Origin of the sequence: Photobacterium aphoticum (assembly GCF_001029435.1) — a bacterium.
Classification (GTDB): Bacteria; Pseudomonadota; Gammaproteobacteria; order Enterobacterales; family Vibrionaceae; genus Photobacterium; species Photobacterium aphoticum.
The window spans coordinates 106,140-126,095 of sequence record NZ_LDOV01000009.1; the positions used below are offsets into that span (position 1 = coordinate 106,140).

Annotated in this window: 16 protein-coding genes; 12 read left to right on the forward strand and 4 right to left on the reverse strand. The window is 50.9% G+C overall.

The window, feature by feature from the left end:
- Nucleotides 1–40: 40 nt before the first annotated feature.
- Together ABT58_RS03950 and ABT58_RS23945 are read right to left on the reverse strand one after the other, a co-directional pair.
- Nucleotides 41–292 (reverse strand): hypothetical protein, encoded by a 252-nt coding sequence (locus tag ABT58_RS03950; RefSeq protein WP_047873058.1) that lies wholly within the window; start codon nt 290–292, stop codon nt 41–43.
- Between the two features lie 137 nt (nt 293–429).
- Nucleotides 430–582 carry a hypothetical protein gene (locus ABT58_RS23945; RefSeq protein WP_156168809.1) on the reverse strand — a complete coding sequence of 51 codons (153 nt, stop codon included), beginning with the start codon at nt 580–582 and terminating at the stop codon, nt 430–432.
- A 642-nt stretch (nt 583–1,224) separates the two neighbouring features.
- Between ABT58_RS23945 and ABT58_RS03955 the strand changes: the two genes are divergently transcribed.
- The 9 genes from ABT58_RS03955 to ABT58_RS03995 all read left to right on the forward strand — a co-directional run bounded on the left by ABT58_RS03955 (nt 1,225) and on the right by ABT58_RS03995 (nt 15,497).
- Complete coding sequence (locus ABT58_RS03955) at nt 1,225–2,307, forward strand: OmpA family protein (protein ID WP_082210941.1); 1,083 nt, start codon at nt 1,225–1,227, stop codon at nt 2,305–2,307.
- Between the two features lie 465 nt (nt 2,308–2,772).
- The gene (locus tag ABT58_RS03960) at nt 2,773–3,624 is read left to right on the forward strand and encodes an arylamine N-acetyltransferase family protein (RefSeq protein ID WP_047873059.1); all 852 of its coding nucleotides are present in this window, start codon (nt 2,773–2,775) and stop codon (nt 3,622–3,624) included.
- Between the two features lie 135 nt (nt 3,625–3,759).
- Entirely contained in the window at nt 3,760–4,575 is an 816-nt protein-coding gene (locus ABT58_RS03965; RefSeq protein ID WP_047873060.1) for an SDR family NAD(P)-dependent oxidoreductase, read from the forward strand.
- Nucleotides 4,576–4,757: 182 nt separating this feature from the next.
- The gene (locus ABT58_RS03970; RefSeq protein ID WP_047873061.1) at nt 4,758–9,785 is read left to right on the forward strand and encodes a C39 family peptidase; all 5,028 of its coding nucleotides are present in this window, start codon (nt 4,758–4,760) and stop codon (nt 9,783–9,785) included.
- Nucleotides 9,786–10,155: 370 nt separating this feature from the next.
- Nucleotides 10,156–10,596, forward strand: a complete 441-nt coding sequence (locus ABT58_RS03975) for an Hsp20 family protein (RefSeq protein WP_047873062.1) — start codon at nt 10,156–10,158, stop codon at nt 10,594–10,596.
- A gap of 312 nt (nt 10,597–10,908) precedes the next feature.
- Nucleotides 10,909–11,796 (forward strand): DnaJ C-terminal domain-containing protein, encoded by an 888-nt coding sequence (locus tag ABT58_RS03980; protein ID WP_047873063.1) that lies wholly within the window; start codon nt 10,909–10,911, stop codon nt 11,794–11,796.
- Between the two features lie 194 nt (nt 11,797–11,990).
- Nucleotides 11,991–12,224, forward strand: coding sequence for a hypothetical protein (locus ABT58_RS03985; RefSeq protein ID WP_047873064.1), 234 nt, complete (start codon nt 11,991–11,993; stop codon nt 12,222–12,224).
- A gap of 275 nt (nt 12,225–12,499) precedes the next feature.
- Nucleotides 12,500–13,756: a GGDEF domain-containing protein gene (locus tag ABT58_RS03990; RefSeq protein WP_082210945.1), complete on the forward strand. Its 1,257-nt coding sequence runs from the start codon at nt 12,500–12,502 to the stop codon at nt 13,754–13,756.
- A 202-nt stretch (nt 13,757–13,958) separates the two neighbouring features.
- Nucleotides 13,959–15,497, forward strand: coding sequence for a DUF3943 domain-containing protein (locus tag ABT58_RS03995; RefSeq protein WP_229821757.1), 1,539 nt, complete (start codon nt 13,959–13,961; stop codon nt 15,495–15,497).
- A 187-nt stretch (nt 15,498–15,684) separates the two neighbouring features.
- Here ABT58_RS03995 and tyrS read toward each other — a convergent pair whose 3' ends face one another.
- Nucleotides 15,685–16,869, reverse strand: a complete 1,185-nt coding sequence (tyrS, locus tag ABT58_RS04000) for a tyrosine--tRNA ligase (protein WP_373300231.1) — start codon at nt 16,867–16,869, stop codon at nt 15,685–15,687.
- Nucleotides 16,870–16,910: 41 nt separating this feature from the next.
- Nucleotides 16,911–17,351, reverse strand: coding sequence for a PACE efflux transporter (locus tag ABT58_RS04005; protein WP_047873066.1), 441 nt, complete (start codon nt 17,349–17,351; stop codon nt 16,911–16,913).
- 139 nt (nt 17,352–17,490) lie between these two features.
- Here ABT58_RS04005 and ABT58_RS04010 point away from each other — a divergent pair, with 139 nt between their 5' ends.
- The 3 genes from ABT58_RS04010 (at nt 17,491) to ABT58_RS04020 (ending at nt 19,784) form a co-directional block, all read left to right on the forward strand.
- Nucleotides 17,491–18,381: a LysR family transcriptional regulator gene (locus ABT58_RS04010; RefSeq protein WP_047873067.1), complete on the forward strand. Its 891-nt coding sequence runs from the start codon at nt 17,491–17,493 to the stop codon at nt 18,379–18,381.
- Nucleotides 18,382–18,482: 101 nt separating this feature from the next.
- Nucleotides 18,483–18,953 (forward strand): DM13 domain-containing protein, encoded by a 471-nt coding sequence (locus ABT58_RS04015; protein WP_047873068.1) that lies wholly within the window; start codon nt 18,483–18,485, stop codon nt 18,951–18,953.
- A gap of 135 nt (nt 18,954–19,088) precedes the next feature.
- Nucleotides 19,089–19,784 (forward strand): DUF4336 domain-containing protein, encoded by a 696-nt coding sequence (locus ABT58_RS04020; RefSeq protein WP_047873069.1) that lies wholly within the window; start codon nt 19,089–19,091, stop codon nt 19,782–19,784.
- The last annotated feature ends 172 nt before the right edge of the window (nt 19,785–19,956 follow it).

Sequence of the window (19,956 nt, forward strand, 5' to 3'; positions counted from 1 at the left end):
CCTCGCAAGAGGGCTTTTTTGATCATCAGGGCGATGAGTCTTAGTGCATGTTGCGCTGTGCAACACCACGAACGATATCTTTACCGTTTTCAAACACCTCTTTGGTCACCCAGCGTGCGACAAGCACTTCGTGTTTGTTGTTGAATGCAGCAACGAAGTGACGGCCGTCAGCATTGTTGGTTGCCATGCCGATACCTTCGACATCTTGCAGACCCAAACCGCCTTTTTCAATCGACTGAAGGAAACGCTCAAGCTCTTCTAGCGTGTCGATAATATCCAGTTCATTGTTCATGTGTTTTGCTCTTTATCTCTGTGGAAATCCGCCGTGAATCGGTGACGAACCAAGGCGGAGGAATATCGCCCGTACTTTACAGGCGACAGACACAGATTGGAACCCTACACAGCGGGTGAAACGACGAGATAACGCGTTTAAGACAGCACGCGCAGCACACGTTGCTTCTGGTAGATGACTTTCATGCCGTCATCCACCCAACAGTCAATCACATCGCCTTCCGCAGGCATTTCTTCCAGATCTTCGGCAATACCGAATAGCCCATTGTCTAGCTCTACTACTACGTCCATGTGTGGTCTCCTTACATCGGGAAAAAGTGATCAGAGAAACGCAATACGGTGAATGCGGTATGAAGCATGTGCGGTGCGTGCGATCTCTGGACTGCGTATAGTGCACACTATATGTGACAAGTTTGATAATTCCTATTGAGAATGTGTTAAAAGGTGGCAACAAACACAGAATTAACAAAAATGTGACAAGGGTATGATTGTGAGCGGGAACCTAAGCGCAGATGCGCATAGGTAATGGTCATGCTTAATGTGAATATTTTATTTTTTCATCTGGGGGACATGTACGTAGCAAAATAGTGCGTGAACAGTTCAATCGAGATCGCATTTTCGTTAATTTAATTCGACTCACTTCAAATTTATATGTTTGTTTAATGTTTGCAATAGGAAATGAAACTGTTATCTTACTCCGGATTTATTTTATTCATCAGACACATTAATGGCTGTCTAAATAATAATATCGTCAATCGAGAGTGGCCCATTTAATCATAGTGATGATTAAGGGGTATGACTCAGCAAATAAAGGCTTTGCCGCATTAAGGTTATAGGCCATTTATTGCTTTTATTGGTCAGCACAAATATTCAGTCATTTATCTCTGTCGTTCTATGACGATATGGATAGTTATCATAAAGAAAGAGTATCAAATGAAAGTAAAAGTATTAGCAGTCTCTATTGCTCTTCTTATTTCTGGTGCAGCCCAAGCCGCAACAGATAATCCATGGTATGCCGGTGCCCGTCTTGGCATGAGCGACTTCAGTGATTTAGGTGGCGCCTTGCAGGCTGATGGCAATAACCTGGCTGGCGGTCTGTTCATGGGTTACCAGTCAGCACCTTGGTTAGCTTTAGAAGCCGGTTATACGCATTTGGGTAAAACCGATCTTAAAGGTTACGCGGGTGGCTATGAAGCGCACGGTGTCGACATTGTGGGTAAGTTCTCTTATGCCATGAATGATGACGTGGATCTCTTCTTCAAAGCCGGTAGCTATTTGTATGACTGGAATGCGGTAGGCCCAGTACAGGGCAGCGATACCGGCCTGTCTATGACGCTTGGCGCGGGTGCGGAATACTTCTTTGATAAGAACTGGTCAAGCCGTTTGGAATACCAGTACTACGATAACGTGGGCGGGGCGACCATTCACTTTGCGGGTCTGTCGTTTGTTTATCACTGGGGCGCGCCAGAGCCTGTTGTGATCATCGAGCCAGAGCCTGTACCAGAGCCAGAACCGGTTGTGATCCCTGTGCCAGAGCCTGTGATGGTGGAGGTTGAGCAAGTGAAAATTGTTCAGCTGGATGAAGTGAAAGTGCAGGTGCCGTTTGCCTTTGACGGCACGGAGTTCAATGCCCAAGAGCTTGAGACATTGGCACCGATTGCCCAGCGTTTGCAAGAAAATGATACCGCCATGGTCGTGGTTGTCGGCCATGCAGACAGCCGTGGTGCAGCGAAATACAACCAGACATTGTCAGAGAAGCGTGCATTGGTTGTGGCACAGGCACTGAGCAAGTCACTGAACCTGGACATGAGCCGCATTGCGGTAGAAGGCCGTGGTGAGAGCGATCCTGTGGCGAGCAACGCAACAGAAGAAGGTCGCGCGCAAAACCGCCGTGTAGAAATCATCTCTCCTGCCATGGATGTAGAAGTGATCACAACGGTATTGGTTGAGCAGTTGCCAGAGTCTGTTGAAACCGCACCAGCACAAGATGCAACGGAAGCGGTACCTGCCGAATAAGCGATGTACGGTTACCGTATTGAGTGAAGAAGCCCATGTGGAAACACATGGGTTTTTTTATACCCTTTAATTATTATACCGCCTTGTTATATTCAATTTTTGTTTTAATGAGCCATTCGAACATCCATAAAAAGGGTGTGAGAGGTATTTCTGTGGGGCATGGAAATACAGGGTAAGAGTAATGAAGGCAGTAATTGGCTTTTATCACACTGAGCATTTTATTTAGTATCGCGCAATGGGATTGTTTTATTGATGCCTCTGTTATTAATTGGCTCTGTTGTTAATTAAGCGCTGTCATTAAGTCGGCTCTGTGATGAAATGGGCTCTGTCATTAAGCATCCGGTGGGACACTGGCATTTTGCTCAACATCACGATACCGTAGTGCGCGATATAAAGCATAAAAGCATACTTAGGCATCAATAGCGTGCTGTGATTGAACACGTAAGACCAACAGAAAGGATGAGCATGCAAGATAAAGATCTGCAGGCGTACTGGAAGAAAATAGGCCTCATGCACGCGCCACCGGTTTGTCTGGCCGGACTCACGCAATTGCATCAAGCACAACACCGACGACTGCCTTTTGAAAATTTTGATGTGGTGTTGCAGCGTGAGGTGCAGGTCACGCCAGAAGCCATTGTGCAAAAACTGGTGTATCAGGCACGTGGTGGCTACTGTTTTGAACTGAACGGGCTGTTACTGCAAGTGCTTCAGGCGAGCGGCTTTGAGGCGAGAGCCGCGTTGGGGCGTGTGCATTTATCAGGCAGTGCTTCAGGGCGGGGGCATTTTATTTCGCTGGTGACCATAGAGGGACAACACTGGGTCGTTGATGCCGGGTTTGGCTCGCACACCCCGCGTGCACCGCTGCCACTGGTGACAGATCAGGTGTTGTGGACCGATCAACAATGTTTTCGTTTTCTCCATACCGACGCATACGGCTACCTGCTGCAACGTTGCATGAGTGTTGTCGGGACGGTGGATGAGCGTGAACGGGCAACGTTCGATTCGGCCAATGCCGAGTGGATGAATCTCTACAGCTTTGATTTAGAACCCGTGTGTGAGGGCGATATTGCTTACGGCAACTTTTACACTTCCCATGCACCGACCTCGGTGTTTGTCACCTCGCGTATTGCCGCACTGCCGACCGAGGCGGGGAGCATCACTTTGCTCAACCAAGCCTTGAAAGTGGTGGTGGATGGGGAAACAACAACCCTTGAATTGCCGGAAGGGGACGCGTATGTCGAGGCGTTAAACACGTACTTTGGTATTCGTTTGACGGCATCGTTTGATCAGTTTCGTCCGTTACCCGCGATTATTTAGATTTTCTATAAAGTGTTTCCTGAACCGTCCCAATAGTTTATCGCCGCAAGGGGTTCTATGATTGTGCCAACAGTGCTTAAACACATTCTTGAAAGCTCCTTGAACAAAACCCCGAATCGATAAGGAACCGCAATCATGCAGAAGATCATTCTTTTAACGGGCGCAACAGACGGTATTGGCTTAGAAACCGCGAAAATGCTGGTGGCGCAAGGCCACCATGTGATCCTGCATGGTCGAAATGGTGAGAAATTGCAGGCGGTGCGTGATGCGTTATCCGTCTTGCCGGGAGCGGGGCCTATCGAGACCATTCAGGCCGATTTGTCGAGCATGGTCGCCGTCGATCAAATGATCGCCGAATTGGCGCAGCGTTTCGGCAAGTTAGACGTGCTGATCAACAATGCCGGTGTGTATGCGGTGCCAGAAACCATCTCACCGGATGGCTTAGACGTGCGCTTTGCCGTGAACACGTACGCGCCTTACTTGCTGACGAGTGCATTACTGCCGTTGTTTGATGCGACTGGGCGTATCGTTAACCTGTCATCAGCGGCACAGGCTCCGGTGGATGTCGCCGCCCTGCAAGGTGAACGGGCACTCAGTGACGGTGAGGCGTACGCGCAAAGTAAACTGGCATTGACTATGTGGTCGCGCGCGCTTGGTTTGGCACAACAAGGCAAAGGGCCAATGATTGTGTCAGTAAACCCGAAATCGTTCCTTGGCAGTAAAATGGTCAAAGAAGCGTACGGCGTTGCCGGGGGCGATATCACCCAAGGCGCCGATATCTTGGTACGGGCGGCATTGTCTGATGAGTTTGCCCAAGCACACGGCCAGTATTTTGATAACGATATTGAAGCCTTTGCTCCACCGCATCGCGATGCCCTGGACGATCACAAAGTGCAGCAGGTGATCGACACGCTAGACAGCGTATTGGCGAAAACTGCCAAACTGGCTTAACCGTTCATTTCTCCCCGTCTTTCTCCTTCTGTTAGCCCGCGTGCGATGGCATGCGGGCGATCTGCTTTTCATAACTTGTGCTCAGTCTAAAGTTTCCCTCATGGCGCTGTTCAATCTTGTCATGTGGCGCATACTGAATGTTTTCTGTCGAAATATAATCGCTGATCGAAAAAGGATTTTTCATGACGTCAGACAGCACGGTGTGTGAGGCGAGTCAGCCACAGCATGATGCACAGCTTACGCCGCAAGAGGTGGCTTCTCAAACGACGAAACAACAGCTTCGAAGCTTGCTCGATAAAGGCCAGTATGTGTCGGCCTATCAGCATGCCGTGCAAGCCTGGGGCCCGTATGAAACGTGGCAAGATGAAGCGCAGATAGCGTGCTTGATCGCTTTGCTGCGAGGACTTGGGCGTCGACGCAGCGCGAGCTATTTGGAGATCAAGTGCTACCGTGCCCAGCCCGAGCAGTCTGACAATGCCTTGCGTTATTTCATGCATACCTTGTCACGAAAAGGCGCGATGGCGTGCTATGACATCGCTGAGCAATGGCTGACGGCGACTCAGGCCGATCCGGCGCAACATGCGGATTGGCAGATTGCCAAAGCCCTTGTGTTAGGGCGTGTGCGTGACTTTTCCCAGGCTCAGAAATTGCTGGATGACGCCTCACAACAACCGAACGCAGCGGATTGGGCGGCACGTATTCGCTTACGCTTATGGGAAGATGAAGGGCGTTGGGCGGAAGCCTTAGACGGCGCCAAAGCTCGCTATGCGGCCACACAGTGCCAGATGGCGCTGGAAATGGTGATCCGCTTGACCCAAGCGCAAGAGGGACCACAAGCGGCGTTGACCGAATTATTACGGCATCTGCCGCAGTCGCAAAATATGACGCTGTGGCAAGAAGCGGCCAAGCTTCACTTCCTATTGCACCAGACCGAAGAAGCACTGGCATGTCTGCATGAGCTGGAAAACCTGCAAGTGCTGGGGCAGGACAAAGACGACAACTACGCCGATTGGTTATGTGGTCAGTTGTACCTCGAAACACGTGACTTACCGGCTGCCCGTGCCGCATTAGGCCGGCAAAAAGACACCTTCTCGACGTTGGTCCTCAAGCGTCTGCAACCCGTTACCACGCTCTCTCCTGTGCTGAAGTTGGCTGTCCCGCATGTCACGCAGAAATACATGACCTGCGCCCCGTCCTCCATTGCGGCTGTGGTGCGGTACTGGGGAGAGCCCGCCGATGAAGATGCCATTGCGGAGCAGATTTGCTTTCAGGGAACGGCGGATCACTTGCAACGCCAGTGGCTGACCGACAACGGATGGAGTTATGTGGACTTTGATTTGTCGTTGGCAGCGGCAGAAGCGGTATTGTCGCGCGGGATCCCGTTCACACTAGTCACCACACAAGGCATGTCTTCGCACCTGCAAGTGGTAAAAGGGATCGATCGCGAGGCGGGGTATCTTTATCTGATGGATCCGTCGGTGAACATGGAGAGTAAAATCCTCACCGAAGAAACCTGCCAGCTAGAAGCCGTGCATGGTCCTCGCTGTCGTGCCATTGTACCAAACAGTAAGCAGCATTTGTTTGTGGGGTTAGACTTGCCCGCACAAGATCTCTATCCGTTACGGCACGCGCTGGACAGTGCCTTCGACAAACAAGACATCCCTCTGGCACGATCACTGATCACCCAGTTGGAGGCTTTAGCACCGGATCACCGCATTACCCAGTTATCACACCGATCACTCGCGGTGGTGTTGCGTAATGAAGCGGACATAGAACGCTATACCACTCAGCTATTGGCGGCTTATCCAGATACCACTTACCTGATTTTATCGAAATACCACAGTATGCGGGCACGATGCGGACACCGTGAGGCCTATCTGTGGTTGTCTGCGCAATTTAAGCAGGCCAAAAGCATCGAAGTGTTTAATTTGCTCTTGGAGGATCGGGCGGTATTAGAAGACGGTAATGCGGCGATTGAAGCACTGGCAGACCGCGCGGTGATGTGGACCAATGCGGAATACTTCTGGTTAAAAGGCCATGATAGTTGGCGCGATGGCGATAAAGAGACCGCCGTACGATTGTATGGCTGGGCGCTGTATCTGGAGCCATCAAATGATGCGTATCTGCGCAGCTATTATATCGCCAATGTGGATCAAGGGCGGGTTGAGGAAGCGTTAGCGCAACTGCAAGCCTTGTATGATGCCTCCATAGCGGTGTCTTCCAACATGGCCTATTCGCTCTACCGTGCGTACTGCATGAAGGATGAAGATCACTTGGGCTTAGCGGTGTTAAAGCAAGCCTGTGAGGTGCAACAGGAAGACGTCGCCCTCATTACGTTTTACCTCGGCGAATTAGGTAAATACGGACAATGGGATCAGGTTGAGGCCGCCTATGCCCAATACGAACATTGTTTGCCTCACAGTGAACGCTTGATGATTTCCGCCCGACAGGCTTTCGCCAAAGGGGAAAATGATCGGGCGATTGCGCGTTATGAAGCCTTGCTGGCACTGCAGCCGGGGAACGACAGTGCTGTCGAGTATTTGCTGACGAGTTACAACCGTGCCGGGCAGGCAGACAAAGCGCAAGCCTGTTTAGATGCACAGATCAGCCAATACGGTGAGAGCTTACGCGCCTTGGATTTGATGGTGAATCATACGCGGGATGACGCCAAGCGGGTGCAAGCGCTGGTGCGGATCACCGAGTTATATCCGCTCGAATATGACAGTGCCCGCCGATTGGCTTACTACTACCTGTCGCGTGATGAGACCGCGCAAGCCGAATCGCTTTGCAAAGCCTTGTTAGAGAAAAACGCCAATCATGCTGACAATTTACTGCTTCAGGCAGAAATTTGCTTGAAACGGGGAGATTGGGCGCAGGCGAAAGCCAATGCCAAAGCGGCGATCACCCATTCCCCTAACAGTGATGCGGCGTTTGAAGCCTTGATGCGCACCCATACCGCGCCCGCAGAGAAAGTGGCGGTCATTCGAGAATTTGGCGAAGTACTCAAAACCCTGCCCAATGCCGACGATGGTGTGTGGAACTTCTGGCATTTTGCCCGAAATTGGTTGGATGTTGATGAACAACGGGCCTTTTGTGATGCCATGATTGAACGCCACGGCCAGAACTGGTGTGTGTGGGTGGTCAGTGCGTACCAGCGAGAGCTGACGGGTCACATTACGGAGGCCATTGACGATTTAGCCCAAGCGGCTAAGCGTTCTCCGCTAACGGTGCGTATCTTCGCCGAACGTGCTCGGATGTTGTCGTGTGTGGGGCGTTATGACGAAGCCACACCGGTGTTTGATTACGCCATGACCTTATCGCCAGGCTGGACGTTCTTGGCGACCGAGTATTACCAGCATTTGGTGCGCATTGCTGAGTTGAAAAAAGGCCGCACGGTATTAGAGCGATGTCTGCAATACAACGATGATGACGGCGTATTACTGGGCCATTTGGCGGAAAGTTACCTCGACAATGATGAGCCCGAACAGAGTTTGGCATTGTTTGTGGAAGCGGTGCGGCATCTGTTCCATTACCCGTGGGCGTGGAACAAATTGCACCGTTTGAGTGAGCAACTGGATGACGGCCAAACCTGGCGTGAATTAATGGCAGAGCGTCAGGCACATTATGCCAGCCATGTGGATACGTGGCTGATCGCCGCACAACTGGCGAGTGATTTACCTGAGCGGTGTGATCATCTGCAACGGGCGATCGCTTTGTCACCCCATCACTTGGGCGCGCACATTGATCTGGTGGATGCCTACATTGCCATGGGGAAAGACGAGGCGGTGTATGCGCTGATCAATAGCGACAAATGGGACGGTGCCGCGCCAATCACGCTTGCCATTAAAGAGCCGACCTTGCTGTTTGAGCGTGGTGACTATATTCAGGCTATGGTGATTTTGGATGGCATTCTGACGCGCAATCCGCGCTTTGAAGAAGGCTGGTTACTGCGCATGAAGTGTGCCGTTCATGCCGAACGGTTTGCGGACGCGCTTGCCTGCGGTGAAAAATTAGAGGGCATTGCAGGGAACAGTCTGGAAGCCTTGTATGAAGTGGGCCGAGTGTATGAAGAACACGGTGAAGCCGCCCATCAGGCGCGCATTTTGCCGTTGTTTGAAGCCGCGTATGCGATGGGGCCCCATTACGGGAATATTGCGTTTGCGTACCTCGATCGTCTGATCACCGAAGCACGCTATGTCACCGCGCGTCACGTCGCCAATGCCATGGATGATCATTTCGACAAACCCTGGATTGATGTGCGCCGCTTTGAAATCTTTGCTGCGCAAGGGCTGGAAAAACAGGCGATTGAGATGTACCAGCAAGTGGTGGCCTGCGGTGAAGAAACGTATTGGCTCTATGCCCACCCGCTTGAGTGGGCAGAAACGCGCAAGGCATCTTCGCTATTACAGGCGTTGTGGACGACATTGGAGCAGGCCATGACCGCAGAGGCGCTCAATGTCGTCACTGCCGATGTGTATGCCGACTGGTGCGAAAAACAGCAAGGACTCGCAGGCTTACGGGCGCTGCTCGATAAAGATGTTGGCCCTGCGGTGTGGCGTGTTTTTTGTACGACCTATTTAGGGGCGCTCAGTCAGAAACAGTCACTGCCTGAACCGGGATTCTGGGAAACGTTTGATGCGCGTATCTATGAGGATATGGGGTTGGCGAGTAAGAAAGGGTATGTGCTGCTTCGCGCAGAACATTACTATGAAGCCAAAGTGCACTACGTGAAGATGGGGGTCATGGATAACCCCATGGTGCCGGGTTACGCCCTTTATCACACTGCCTATGTGTGCTCCGCAACCAAAGATTACGCCTTGCTGGAAAAAGTGATGCCCCAGTTTTTATCGCGTCCGAAAGACAGCTGCTATAACAATGGCCTGGTGTGGTACTGCTATGTGCAATTGCGCTTGGGACAGCGTATTGATCCGGAGGTCTTAGGCCAAATTACCGAACAGGGGTTGATGGCGTGTGAAAAAAGCATGTTGGCGATCATGCACCGTGCGGTGGGTTTTGATGCGGATCGCGATGCGGGCTTATCGACAAGCATAGAGACACTGACGGCAATGCCGAGCACCTTCCGGTTAGATTCCACAGAAGTGCTGGATCTCAGTGAAGCCTACATCCGTTATCTGTTGGCAAACAGTACCGGAAACTGGTGGAAAAAATCCCGCCTGAAACGTCGTTTGCGTGCCCGTTTACGTCAGTAACACAATCAGGCTGTCCTGCTTTTTTATGGCTGATGCAGTGGTGGGTTTTTGTGTAATTAACTGATAAATAATGACTTTGTGTATTTTATTGATTTTTTTATTATAACATATTGACCCAAAACCTTCGGAAGCATATATTGATTACACGAACTGCCAAATGGAGTTCGTTTTCTCATTGCCCTTCGCCTTATACAGGGAAGCCGCAATGTATATATCAACCATGTACAGCATGTCCCCGCGCCCGATGAGCCAGTGGAATGTCTGTCATGACTTGGCTGTGTGTGACTGAGACAGTATCGTGAATGCGATGTCGTATAGCTGATCTCGGTGACACGCACCAAGCTATTGCTTCTTATGAGGATAGTTATTTATGCGTAATATCGATTTTGCTCCCCTATACCGCAACGCCATTGGTTTTGACCGTCTGTTCAACATGGTGGAAGCGAGTGCCAAAAAATCTCAGTCCGGTGGTTACCCGCCGTACAACATCGAACAACAAGACGAACTCCACTACCGCATTACCATGGCTGTGGCTGGTTTTGCTGAAGAACAACTCGATATCACCCAGAAAGAAAACATGTTGGTGATCAGTGGTGTCCGCCAAGCCGAAGAAGAGAAAAACTTCATCTACCAAGGCATTGCTGAGCGCAACTTTGAGCGCAAATTCCAGTTGGCCGATCACGTCAAAGTGCTGAGCGCACACCTCGAAAATGGTCTGCTGCACATTGATTTAGAACGTGAAGAGCCAGAAGCGATGCAACCACGAAAAATTGCCATTGGCGCCAAGGTGGAAGGTTCTGCTGAAGCGTAATCGGTGATATCGCGTCGTTGTGCCTGATCGTGTATCGATACCGGTAAACGGGTCACTTTCGTCCTCGATCGAACATTGAATATCATGGGCAAGTGGCATTTGGCGAGAAAGGGATGACGAACGGCAAAAAACGGGTCACAATTGCACGGCCCGTTCCTACGGTCACCAGATTACCTGGCCTCTGTACTGTGAGGTATGGATGCCACAGCATTAAGATGAAGTGTGGTGAGCAGAAAGTGCCATCAATCAAAACTTCATGAGGTATAGGGCGTCAGAGTATTACTCTCACGCCCTTTTTCAGAGGTGTTTGTTATGTCAAAACGCGATTATTATGAAGTGCTAGGTCTTGCTAAAAACGCATCTGAAAAAGAGATCAAAAAAGCGTATAAACGCCTGGCAATGAAATACCATCCGGACAAGAACCCGGATAATCCTGCCGCTGCGGATCAATTCAAAGAAGTGAAAGCAGCGTACGAAATCCTGAGCGATAAAGAAAAGAAAGCGGCGTATGATCAGTTTGGTCATCGTGCGTTTGAACGTCCGGACATGGGCGGTGGTCGTCAGCAGTATGGCGGCTTTAATGATTTTGAAGACATCTTCGGTGGTGCGTTTGGCGACATGTTTGGTCGCGCCCGTGGCGGCTCGCAGTTTGGCGGTTTTGGCCAGCGTCCACGTCGTGGTCAAGATGTGATCTTCAATATGGACGTGGATCTGGAAGAGATTGTCCACGGCTGTTCAAAAGTGGTGGAATTGCCGATTTATGAAGGTAACGTCCAGACCACCAAGAAACTGAATATCAAAGTACCAGCCGGTATCGAAAACGGCGGTAAAATCCGTCTGGCCGGTAAAGGTGAGCCGGGCGCCAATGGCGGTCAGCCAGGCGACGTGCTGATCCAAGTGAATATTCGTCCGCACCTGCGTTTCACCCGTGAAGGGAATAACCTGGTATGTGCGGTGAAAACCGACTTCGTGACAGCGGCACTCGGCGGCCAAGTTGAAGTGGTAACGATTGACGGTAAACGCGTGAATCTGAAAGTGCCTGCGGAAACCCAGACGGGCGGTAAATTCCGCATGAAGGGGCAGGGTATCACTGACCGTCACGGTCAGGTGGGCGATTTGCTGATCCAGGTGAACATCGAAACCCCACGTAACCTGAGCGAGCAGCAAAAAGCACTACTGAAAGAGTTTGCGGCGCTGTAAGCCTCATTCCGTTAACGCCGGTACTGGCATGTGACGGTATAGTCGTTTCATCATATTGAAAAGCAATGGTTTTCCATTGCTTTTTTTATGCGTGTAATCTGGCTGGTGGTATACCGTCTGGGCGTCATATCACTGTACTGTCCATTATTTGAGCGTATAATCACGCATTGTGTGTCGCAACAGGGATGTGGGGAATGGAAAAAATGCGGATAGGCCGAGAGACCATTTTGAATTTGGAATCGGTCGAATACCGGTGGATTGAATCATTAGCGTATGATGGACTGGAACAACAGGAAATCAATGCGGTGATCCAACGCTGTTTAGGTGGCGATGCCGACATTGCCGATATGTTGCGACGTATTGCCCTTAAACAATGTCCTCCTAATGTCTTACTTGAGCATCTCAATAAGGTTGAGACGCACCGCTAAGCATGACTTTTTACCGCCCTGTTTCTCAGCTTCATTTACATTGTAAATTGATTGCGTCTGCGGTGAGTGAGAGTCATTATCATTACTCTGCTTTTATGCGCAAAGAGCGTATCTTTTGGTTGCTACCTATCCAGAAAGCGATAAACTAGCCGGCCTAATTTATAAAACTGGTCATACCAATTGGTTTGATCAATGGTAGCGTTTACTTTCAGATGAACCTGATGTTTGCAAAAAAAATCAAAATAACGCATATCTTACTGATTTTAAAAGTAGGAATGCTTGCGTTTTTTTTCTTATCGATTGGTTACCTGAGCTATAACATCCTGCACACGGATCGCCTGCTAACAGCGGTCGAAAGCCGTTTTAATGCCCTTTATTCCTCTGTTCGTCGTTTTGGCTCTTACTATAACAATGCCGATCATACGGTATTGCCAACCGGGGAATATAACCACAAAGATGTTGGGTTGCTGATCAAAGCCAATGACGGCACGGATGTAAAATGCTTGTCTTGTGGCATTAAAAAGCTGCGTACCCAATTAGAGACTATTGCCCCAGACAATATCTGGACCATCGCAGTGTTTGATAACCAAAGTGCTTACGGCTATTTCGATCCAATGCGACCAGAATACCGCGCTGCGTTCAAACGCTACCGTAAAGAAGATGTGATGGAACGCATTGTAAAGGCGGAAGGGTTGGATGAGACCTACCGTGAGTTTTACGGTTGTAATATTCGCTTGAGTGAACCGTACGAAGAGAGTGGTACGGATAAACGAATTCGTTCGATTTTCTATCCGATCCACCTGCAGAAAAAGTTGGATGCGCTGGTGGTGGTGGACATTAAAGATTCGTTCATTAACACCATCATCGACCAATACAATGCCCAGACGGGTTCTGTGATCAATCACGATCCGGCGCATAGCCAGTATTCCCGTAAACTGACGCTGCCTTGTTCGGACAAGGGAACGATTGAAGTGGGGATTGCCTACTCTGATATCGTGAAGATGACCTGGTTCCCGTCAGTACTGATCGCGTTGTTGTATTACGGCGGTGTGATGTTGTTCCGCCGTAATAGTCATTCGCTGCAAAAAGATAAAATGACCAATTTTTATCGTCGCGACTATTACGAACCGCGTTTGAAAAAGCAGACAGATTTCTCGCTGTTGATCATTGATATCGACCATTTTAAATCGATTAATGACACCCATGGCCACAAGAAAGGGGATGACATTATCGCCAAGTGTGCCAAGCGTATTTTAGGTCTGATCCGTCAGGATGATGCGGCGATCCGCTGGGGCGGTGATGAGTTTATTTTGTCATTCACTAACATGAGCCCGAATAAGCTGGCAGATAAAGGTGAGATGATCCGCGCAGCCATTGCGGCAGAGCCGATTGCTGGATTACCGGTCACGATTTCTGTGGGTGGGGTGTATGCGCAAGACACCCAGTTTGCCCAAGCTTATAAAACGGCGGATGCGGCGTTGTATGTGTCCAAGCGCAAGGGGCGCAACGCCGTCACCGTGGCACAAGGATAACGCGTGCTGAACGTCTCCCATGAAGCCTCTTCTGATGAAGGGGCTTTTTTTGCCTCCTGAGCCGTAAACCTGTATGAATAGAAGTTGGCTATACTCAGAAAGTGACTGAATAAGAAACGGATATTTGTAACAGGCCGGATTCCGTGACAGTCTGGATTCAGTCAATAGCTAGATTCAGTAAAGCGACAGAAGAAGGGATACTATGGCGCATGAACCTCGTAAGGACACGACAACATCACACCACGTCGCATATCAACCTACCGTTCAATCCGCCTCATCACTGATGCGAACGCGCCTGTGTGCGCTCTCGACGGCGGCAATGTTGACATCATCACTGGCGGTGGCCTCATCACCCGTGAGCACGGCACAGACGGCGAGTGCTGCGCCCGTTCAATCCACAGAGCCGCTATCTGAGTTCTCTGTGGCTTCCGGCACTCACTCAGCACCTCAATCAGAAGCCCCAGCATCGTCGTCTTTATCGTTATCACCGCATTGGTCAAACTCGACCTGGGAAGAAGCCTGGCACCCAGACAGTGTCTATGATTCGCCGTATCACGTTGCGCTGTTTTCTGCAGAGAACGGCGAAGATAAAGCCCGTTTATGGTCACAAACCAAATCCATTTTTTGGTACGGCGTGGGGGTGGCAGGTTTTATTGCCTTGCTGCCGGAAGACATTTCTAACTGGGATACCAGTGACGATCGCCTGTTTGAAAAGTGGTGGGACAACGTGCGCCAAGGCCCAGTGTGGGACCGAGACGTGTGGTACATCAACTACATCGGTCATCCGTACTTTGGCGGCGTGTATTATCAAATCGCTCGAAAATCCGGGTATCGCCAGTGGGATGCGTTTGTCTATTCCTTCCTGATGTCGACCTTCTACTGGGAATACGGCGTTGAGGCGTTTGCGGAAGTGCCTGCGGTGCAGGATTTGGTCGTCACGCCCGTGCTGGGTTGGGTATACGGCGAATGGGCGTTCAATAAAGAGCGGGAAATCATTCAGCGCGGCGGACAGGTCTGGGGCTCTGACTGGATGGGCAGCACCGCGCTGTTCTTACTGGATCCGGTCGACAGTTTAGGCCGTGGTGTGAACCACCTGTTTGGGCGAGATGTGGTGAAAGCGGGGACGGGCTATTTGAGCCTGCAAGATGTTGAGATGGCAAACGGCAAAACGGACAGCCGAATCAACATGCAAGTGCGTTTTCAGTTCGGGGAAGGAGACACCACGCCGGCCATGCAGCGCCGTTACACCTATACGCAGCCAACAACCTTGGCGTCTGATCCGGTTGATACCGGTATTGTCGGTTTTTCTGTCGGCACCCGTTACCTCAATCTGGATGAGAAATGGGGCATCGAAAATCGCTGGGCCGCGACGGCGACGTTAGGGTTGTATTTTACGCCGGCGTTTTCCACTCGCTTGAGTTACACGCGCATCGACAGTGACAGCAAGCGCACTGGCGAGCGGGTCACGTACGAGAACTACAGTCTGGATGCGCAGTATTATTGGCTGACCGATCAGGCCGTCCGGCCGTATATCACCGCCGGGATAGGGGAAACTTTGTTGGATCTCGACCGTGACACCACCACCTTCCAGATGAATGCGGGGCTGGGCGTACATTACCAGTTCCACCCGAAATGGGCGTTTGTGGTTGATTGGGTGCATTACTACAGCACACGACGTGAAACCAACGATGACTTGTTTGCGGGTCAGCTGATTTACCGCTTTGGTCGGGGAGAGCGGTAAAAGAATGTGTCGAGTTAAGAATTGCGAGTATCGAGTTTCTAGGTTCCCGCCTCTAGGATCTCGCTTCTCGTTTCTTGAAAGACGAAACAAAACGCGCCCTGTCAGGCTGTCTGACAGGGCGCGTTGCGGTTTACAGTATCGCTGTTAGGGACAGCGTTGCTGTTGATAACCGTAGGCAGAAAGTGAATTACGCGAGGGTAATTTTCGCAATACGGCGTTTACCTACTTGGTAAATCGCGCTGCCTGCCGCCGGTACCGCATGGGTATCTTCTACTTTTTCGCCATCGCATTTCACCGCGCCTTGCTTGATCATGCGCAGCGCTTCAGACGTCGAAGCCACTAAGCCAGCCTCTTTCAGCAGGTTTGCAATCGCCAAACCGTGTGGCAGGGCAATGGCTTCCAAATCGTCCGGTAAGGCCTGATGCTTAAAGCGGTTATCAAACTGTTCTTCAGCCGCATCAGCAGCGGCGTCATCGTGGAAACGGGCAACAATTTCTTTTGCCAGCAGCACTTTCACTTCTTTCGGGTTACGGCCTGCTACGATGTCAGTTTTAAACTGCTCAATCTCGCTCATTGGGCGGAAAGACAGCAGTTCAAAGTAGTTCCACATTAAATCGTCGGAGATCGACAGCAGTTTGCCGTACATCTCGTTAGCCGGCTCTGTCACACCAATGTAGTTGTGGGCCGATTTCGACATCTTCTTCACGCCATCTAAACCAACCAGCAGCGGCATGGTGATCACCACCTGTGGGGTTTGGCCGTGTTGCTTTTGCAGCTCGCGTCCCATCAGCAGGTTAAAGGTCTGGTCGGTACCGCCCAGCTCAATATCCGCTTCCAGCTCGACCGAATCGTAACCCTGTAGCAATGGGTACATGAATTCGTGAATACCAATGGCGCGGCCGGTGGCAAAGCGCTGTTTGAAGTCTTCGCGTTCCAGCATGCGGGCAACAGTTTGGCTGGCGGCCAGTTTCAACATGCCTTCTGCACCCATTTTCGATAGCCAATGGGAGTTGAAGACGATCTCTGTTTTCGCCGGATCCAAAATCTTGAATACTTGCTCTTGGTAGGTGCGCGCATTGGCTTCCACTTGCTCGGTGGTCAGCGGTGGACGCGTGGTGTTCTTACCGGATGGATCGCCGATCTTGCCGGTAAAGTCGCCGATCAAGAAAGAAACGCGGTGGCCCAAATCTTGAAACTGGCGCAGTTTGTTTAAAATCACCGTGTGACCAAGGTGAATGTCCGGCGCGGTAGGATCAGCACCGAGCTTCACGCGTAGCGGGCGATCTAGCGCCAGTTTCTCTTTCAGGGACGCTTCTGGCGTAATGCTGTCAACGCCACGTTTGATCAGGGCAAGGCTTTGTTCAAGGTTCATCAAATTGCTTCCGAAAAAAGTTGAAATTCCATCACTGATCATCAGGAATGGGCTTGCAAACCATGGTCTTGGCGTTTGCGAATAATGGCGGCACGAATGTGGTCATAACAAAAGTTGTAGACGAATGCGTACACCGCGATAAACAAGGTGACACCGATATCCATCATGAAGGCTTCCAGCAAGCTGACAGACAGCAACCAAGCCATCAAAGGCACGGTGATCAACAACAAGCCGCCTTCAAAAGCAGCGACTTGCAGCACTCGCACAGCAACGCCACGTGTTTCACGTTGTCCCGGAAAGAAGCGGTCGAAAATGGCGTTAAATACCATGTTCCAGAGCATGGCGACCGTTGCGACAGCTATCATTGTTCCTGATAGGCTGCTAACTGGGTGATCGGTAAATAACATCAACCCTAAAACGGAAAAGGCAATGGCTAAAGCTTCAAATAAAACGGCGTGGAAAATACGTTCAAACACTGACATGACTGTGACTCTTATAATTGGGTGTTGCTCAAAGGGGATAGGATACGGATTTCAGTTACGAGGAAAAGTTAGCAGCCATCACGATGTGTGATACCTTTTGGGGTGGAAAGACAGTAATGGGCCGGCGAGAGGATAAAGAATGTACAGCTTTGAACAACTGAAAGTGTTTGTGACCGTGTGTGAATGCGGCTCGTTTTCTGCCGCCGCCCGTAAATTGAAACGGGCCCAATCGGGCGTGAGTCAGTCGGTGTCCAATCTGGAAATTGCCCTGAATCAGACTTTGTTTGATCGCTCGGGTAATTGGCCAGTCCTGACCGCTGCAGGCAGCGCCTTGTTACCGATGGCCCAATCGGTGCTGTTACAGCAACTGCGGTTAGATCAAAAAGTGATGGCGCTGGACGCTGATGAAGAACACGACCTGATCATCGCGATGGATGAAAGCCTGATAGAGCCGCAACTGTTAAGCCGTCTGGCGGTATTGGCTGAGCAATTCCCGATGACCCAAATCGAGATCGTGTCGGCCTCCACCTTTGATATTCGCACCCTGATCAGCGAGGGGGATGCCCACATAGGTGTGGTATTCGCTGACGGCACCATGCTGGAAGAGGCGGAATTTCGCTCACTCGGTTACAGTCGCTTTGTCACGTTGGCGGCGCCGTCTCATCCTTTGGCGCAGAAAACCTCCGTCACTGATACAGATCTGCGTACCTACCGGCAGGTGGTGCATCGCTCTTCCACCGGGAAAGAATTGTGGTTCAGTTATGCCATCAGTACCCAGGTGTGGTACGCCAACACGCATCAATTGTTGCTGGATTTAGCCAGTGAAGGCATTGGCTGGGCGATTGTGCCGGATAAACTCGCGGCCCCTTACCTTGCCAACGGGCGACTGACCGAACTGAATGTGGAATACGAACCGGAAGGGTGGGTGACTACGGTGGATGTGATTGAATCCCGCCAATATGCGGGCGGCCCGGTACACCGTGCGGTGCTGAAATTACTTAACGAAGCGTTTGAACAGCATCGTTTGTGATCCGGATCGGCGGGTTTTTCGGTGAGTCAGGCCGCAGCGTATATAGTTGAAGGAATAGGCCTGCGTGAGAGCGCGAGAGAACACTGGATAAGGAGATCATCATGTTACGTGCATTCGGATTACTGTTAAGCCATGGCGCTGCATTGGCGGCCGGATTTGTGTTGGGGGTGTATGCCCTGCCGATTTTGATCGCCCCCGACGCCCCGCCCGTGAGTATGATCAGTGCGACCGCACAAGACGCCCTGTTTACCACCACGTTTGATAAAAACCGCCAAGACAGCGATTTCCTTCATTGGGGCGAAGGGGAAGTGACTATCGGCAATGAGGCCATCACCTTTGTGGGAGAGCTGGCGCCGGGGCCGGATTACAAGCTGTACCTCTCGCCGGTGTATGTGGAAACGGAAGCCGACTTCAACACCAATAAATCCGCCATGGTGCAATTAGGGGATATCCATTCGTTTGATCGCTTTATGTTACCGCTCGACAGCGCCGTTGATATCAACCAATACAACACCGTGATTGTGTGGTGTGAGTCGTTTGGTCAGTACATCACTTCGGCACAGTATCGTTAACGATCGCCAGCCCAAAGAGAGCCCCCATGAAATACGGGGCTTTCATCAGGGAATGTGATCGCCGCGCATGCCATTTAGTGGCGGGCACGATAAGGTGAGAGCAGGGCATGACAAGCAAGGCGACAGGGAGGATGAATGCGTCAGATAGGTGAAAACATTTGGGTACATGAAGACAGCATGCAAATGCTGGGGGCCCCTTTAGGGCTGCGCATGACCATTGTGCGGTTGTCGAACGGCGGCCTGTGGGTACATTCGCCCACCGCGTTGTCTCCTCAACTGCAAGAAGGCATTGCCGCTCTCGGACAGGTAGCGTACTTGGTCGCGGCCAGTAATAACCACAGTAAATGGCTGCAAGACTGGTGCGAAGCCTACCCTGAGGCGGAAGTCTATGTCAGCGCCGGTATTCCCTGCAAAGTGCCGCTCACTCATTACCACATTCTGCAACCTGGCATGGAAAACGTCTGGGCGGGGGATTTTGAGTGGCAGAGCATGCCATCCGTGCCATTATTCAATGAGACGGTGTTCTACCATGTGCCGTCACAGTCATTGATTGTCACCGACTTTATTCAGCACTATCCCGAGCAAGACGACTATGCCGGTATGGTCGGTATGATGACCAAGTACGTGTTTGAACCCATTGGCTTTAAAGGCTGCTGTGTCGCGCCACCGCTAAAAATGGGCTTTACCCTGAAAGATAAACCGGCCTTCAAGCGCTTCATCAGCCATATCGAGGCGTGGGCCTTTACCCGCATTGTGGTGACCCACGGTACAATCATAGAAGATGACGCTAAAGCTATCTTTCAGGACTTAACCCGCCGTTTCCTTCAGTAAGCGTTATTTTGGCTATTTATCTGAGCTAAATCGGCATCAAAATGACGAAGTACGCTGCGAGTTGTGCGATTGGTGAGCGGTTGAGCGATAAAGGGTGAATCTTTTTGAAATTAGGGCTTTACAGCTTTGCCGATGTCTCGTATTATTCGCAGCACTTACGGAGAGATGGCTG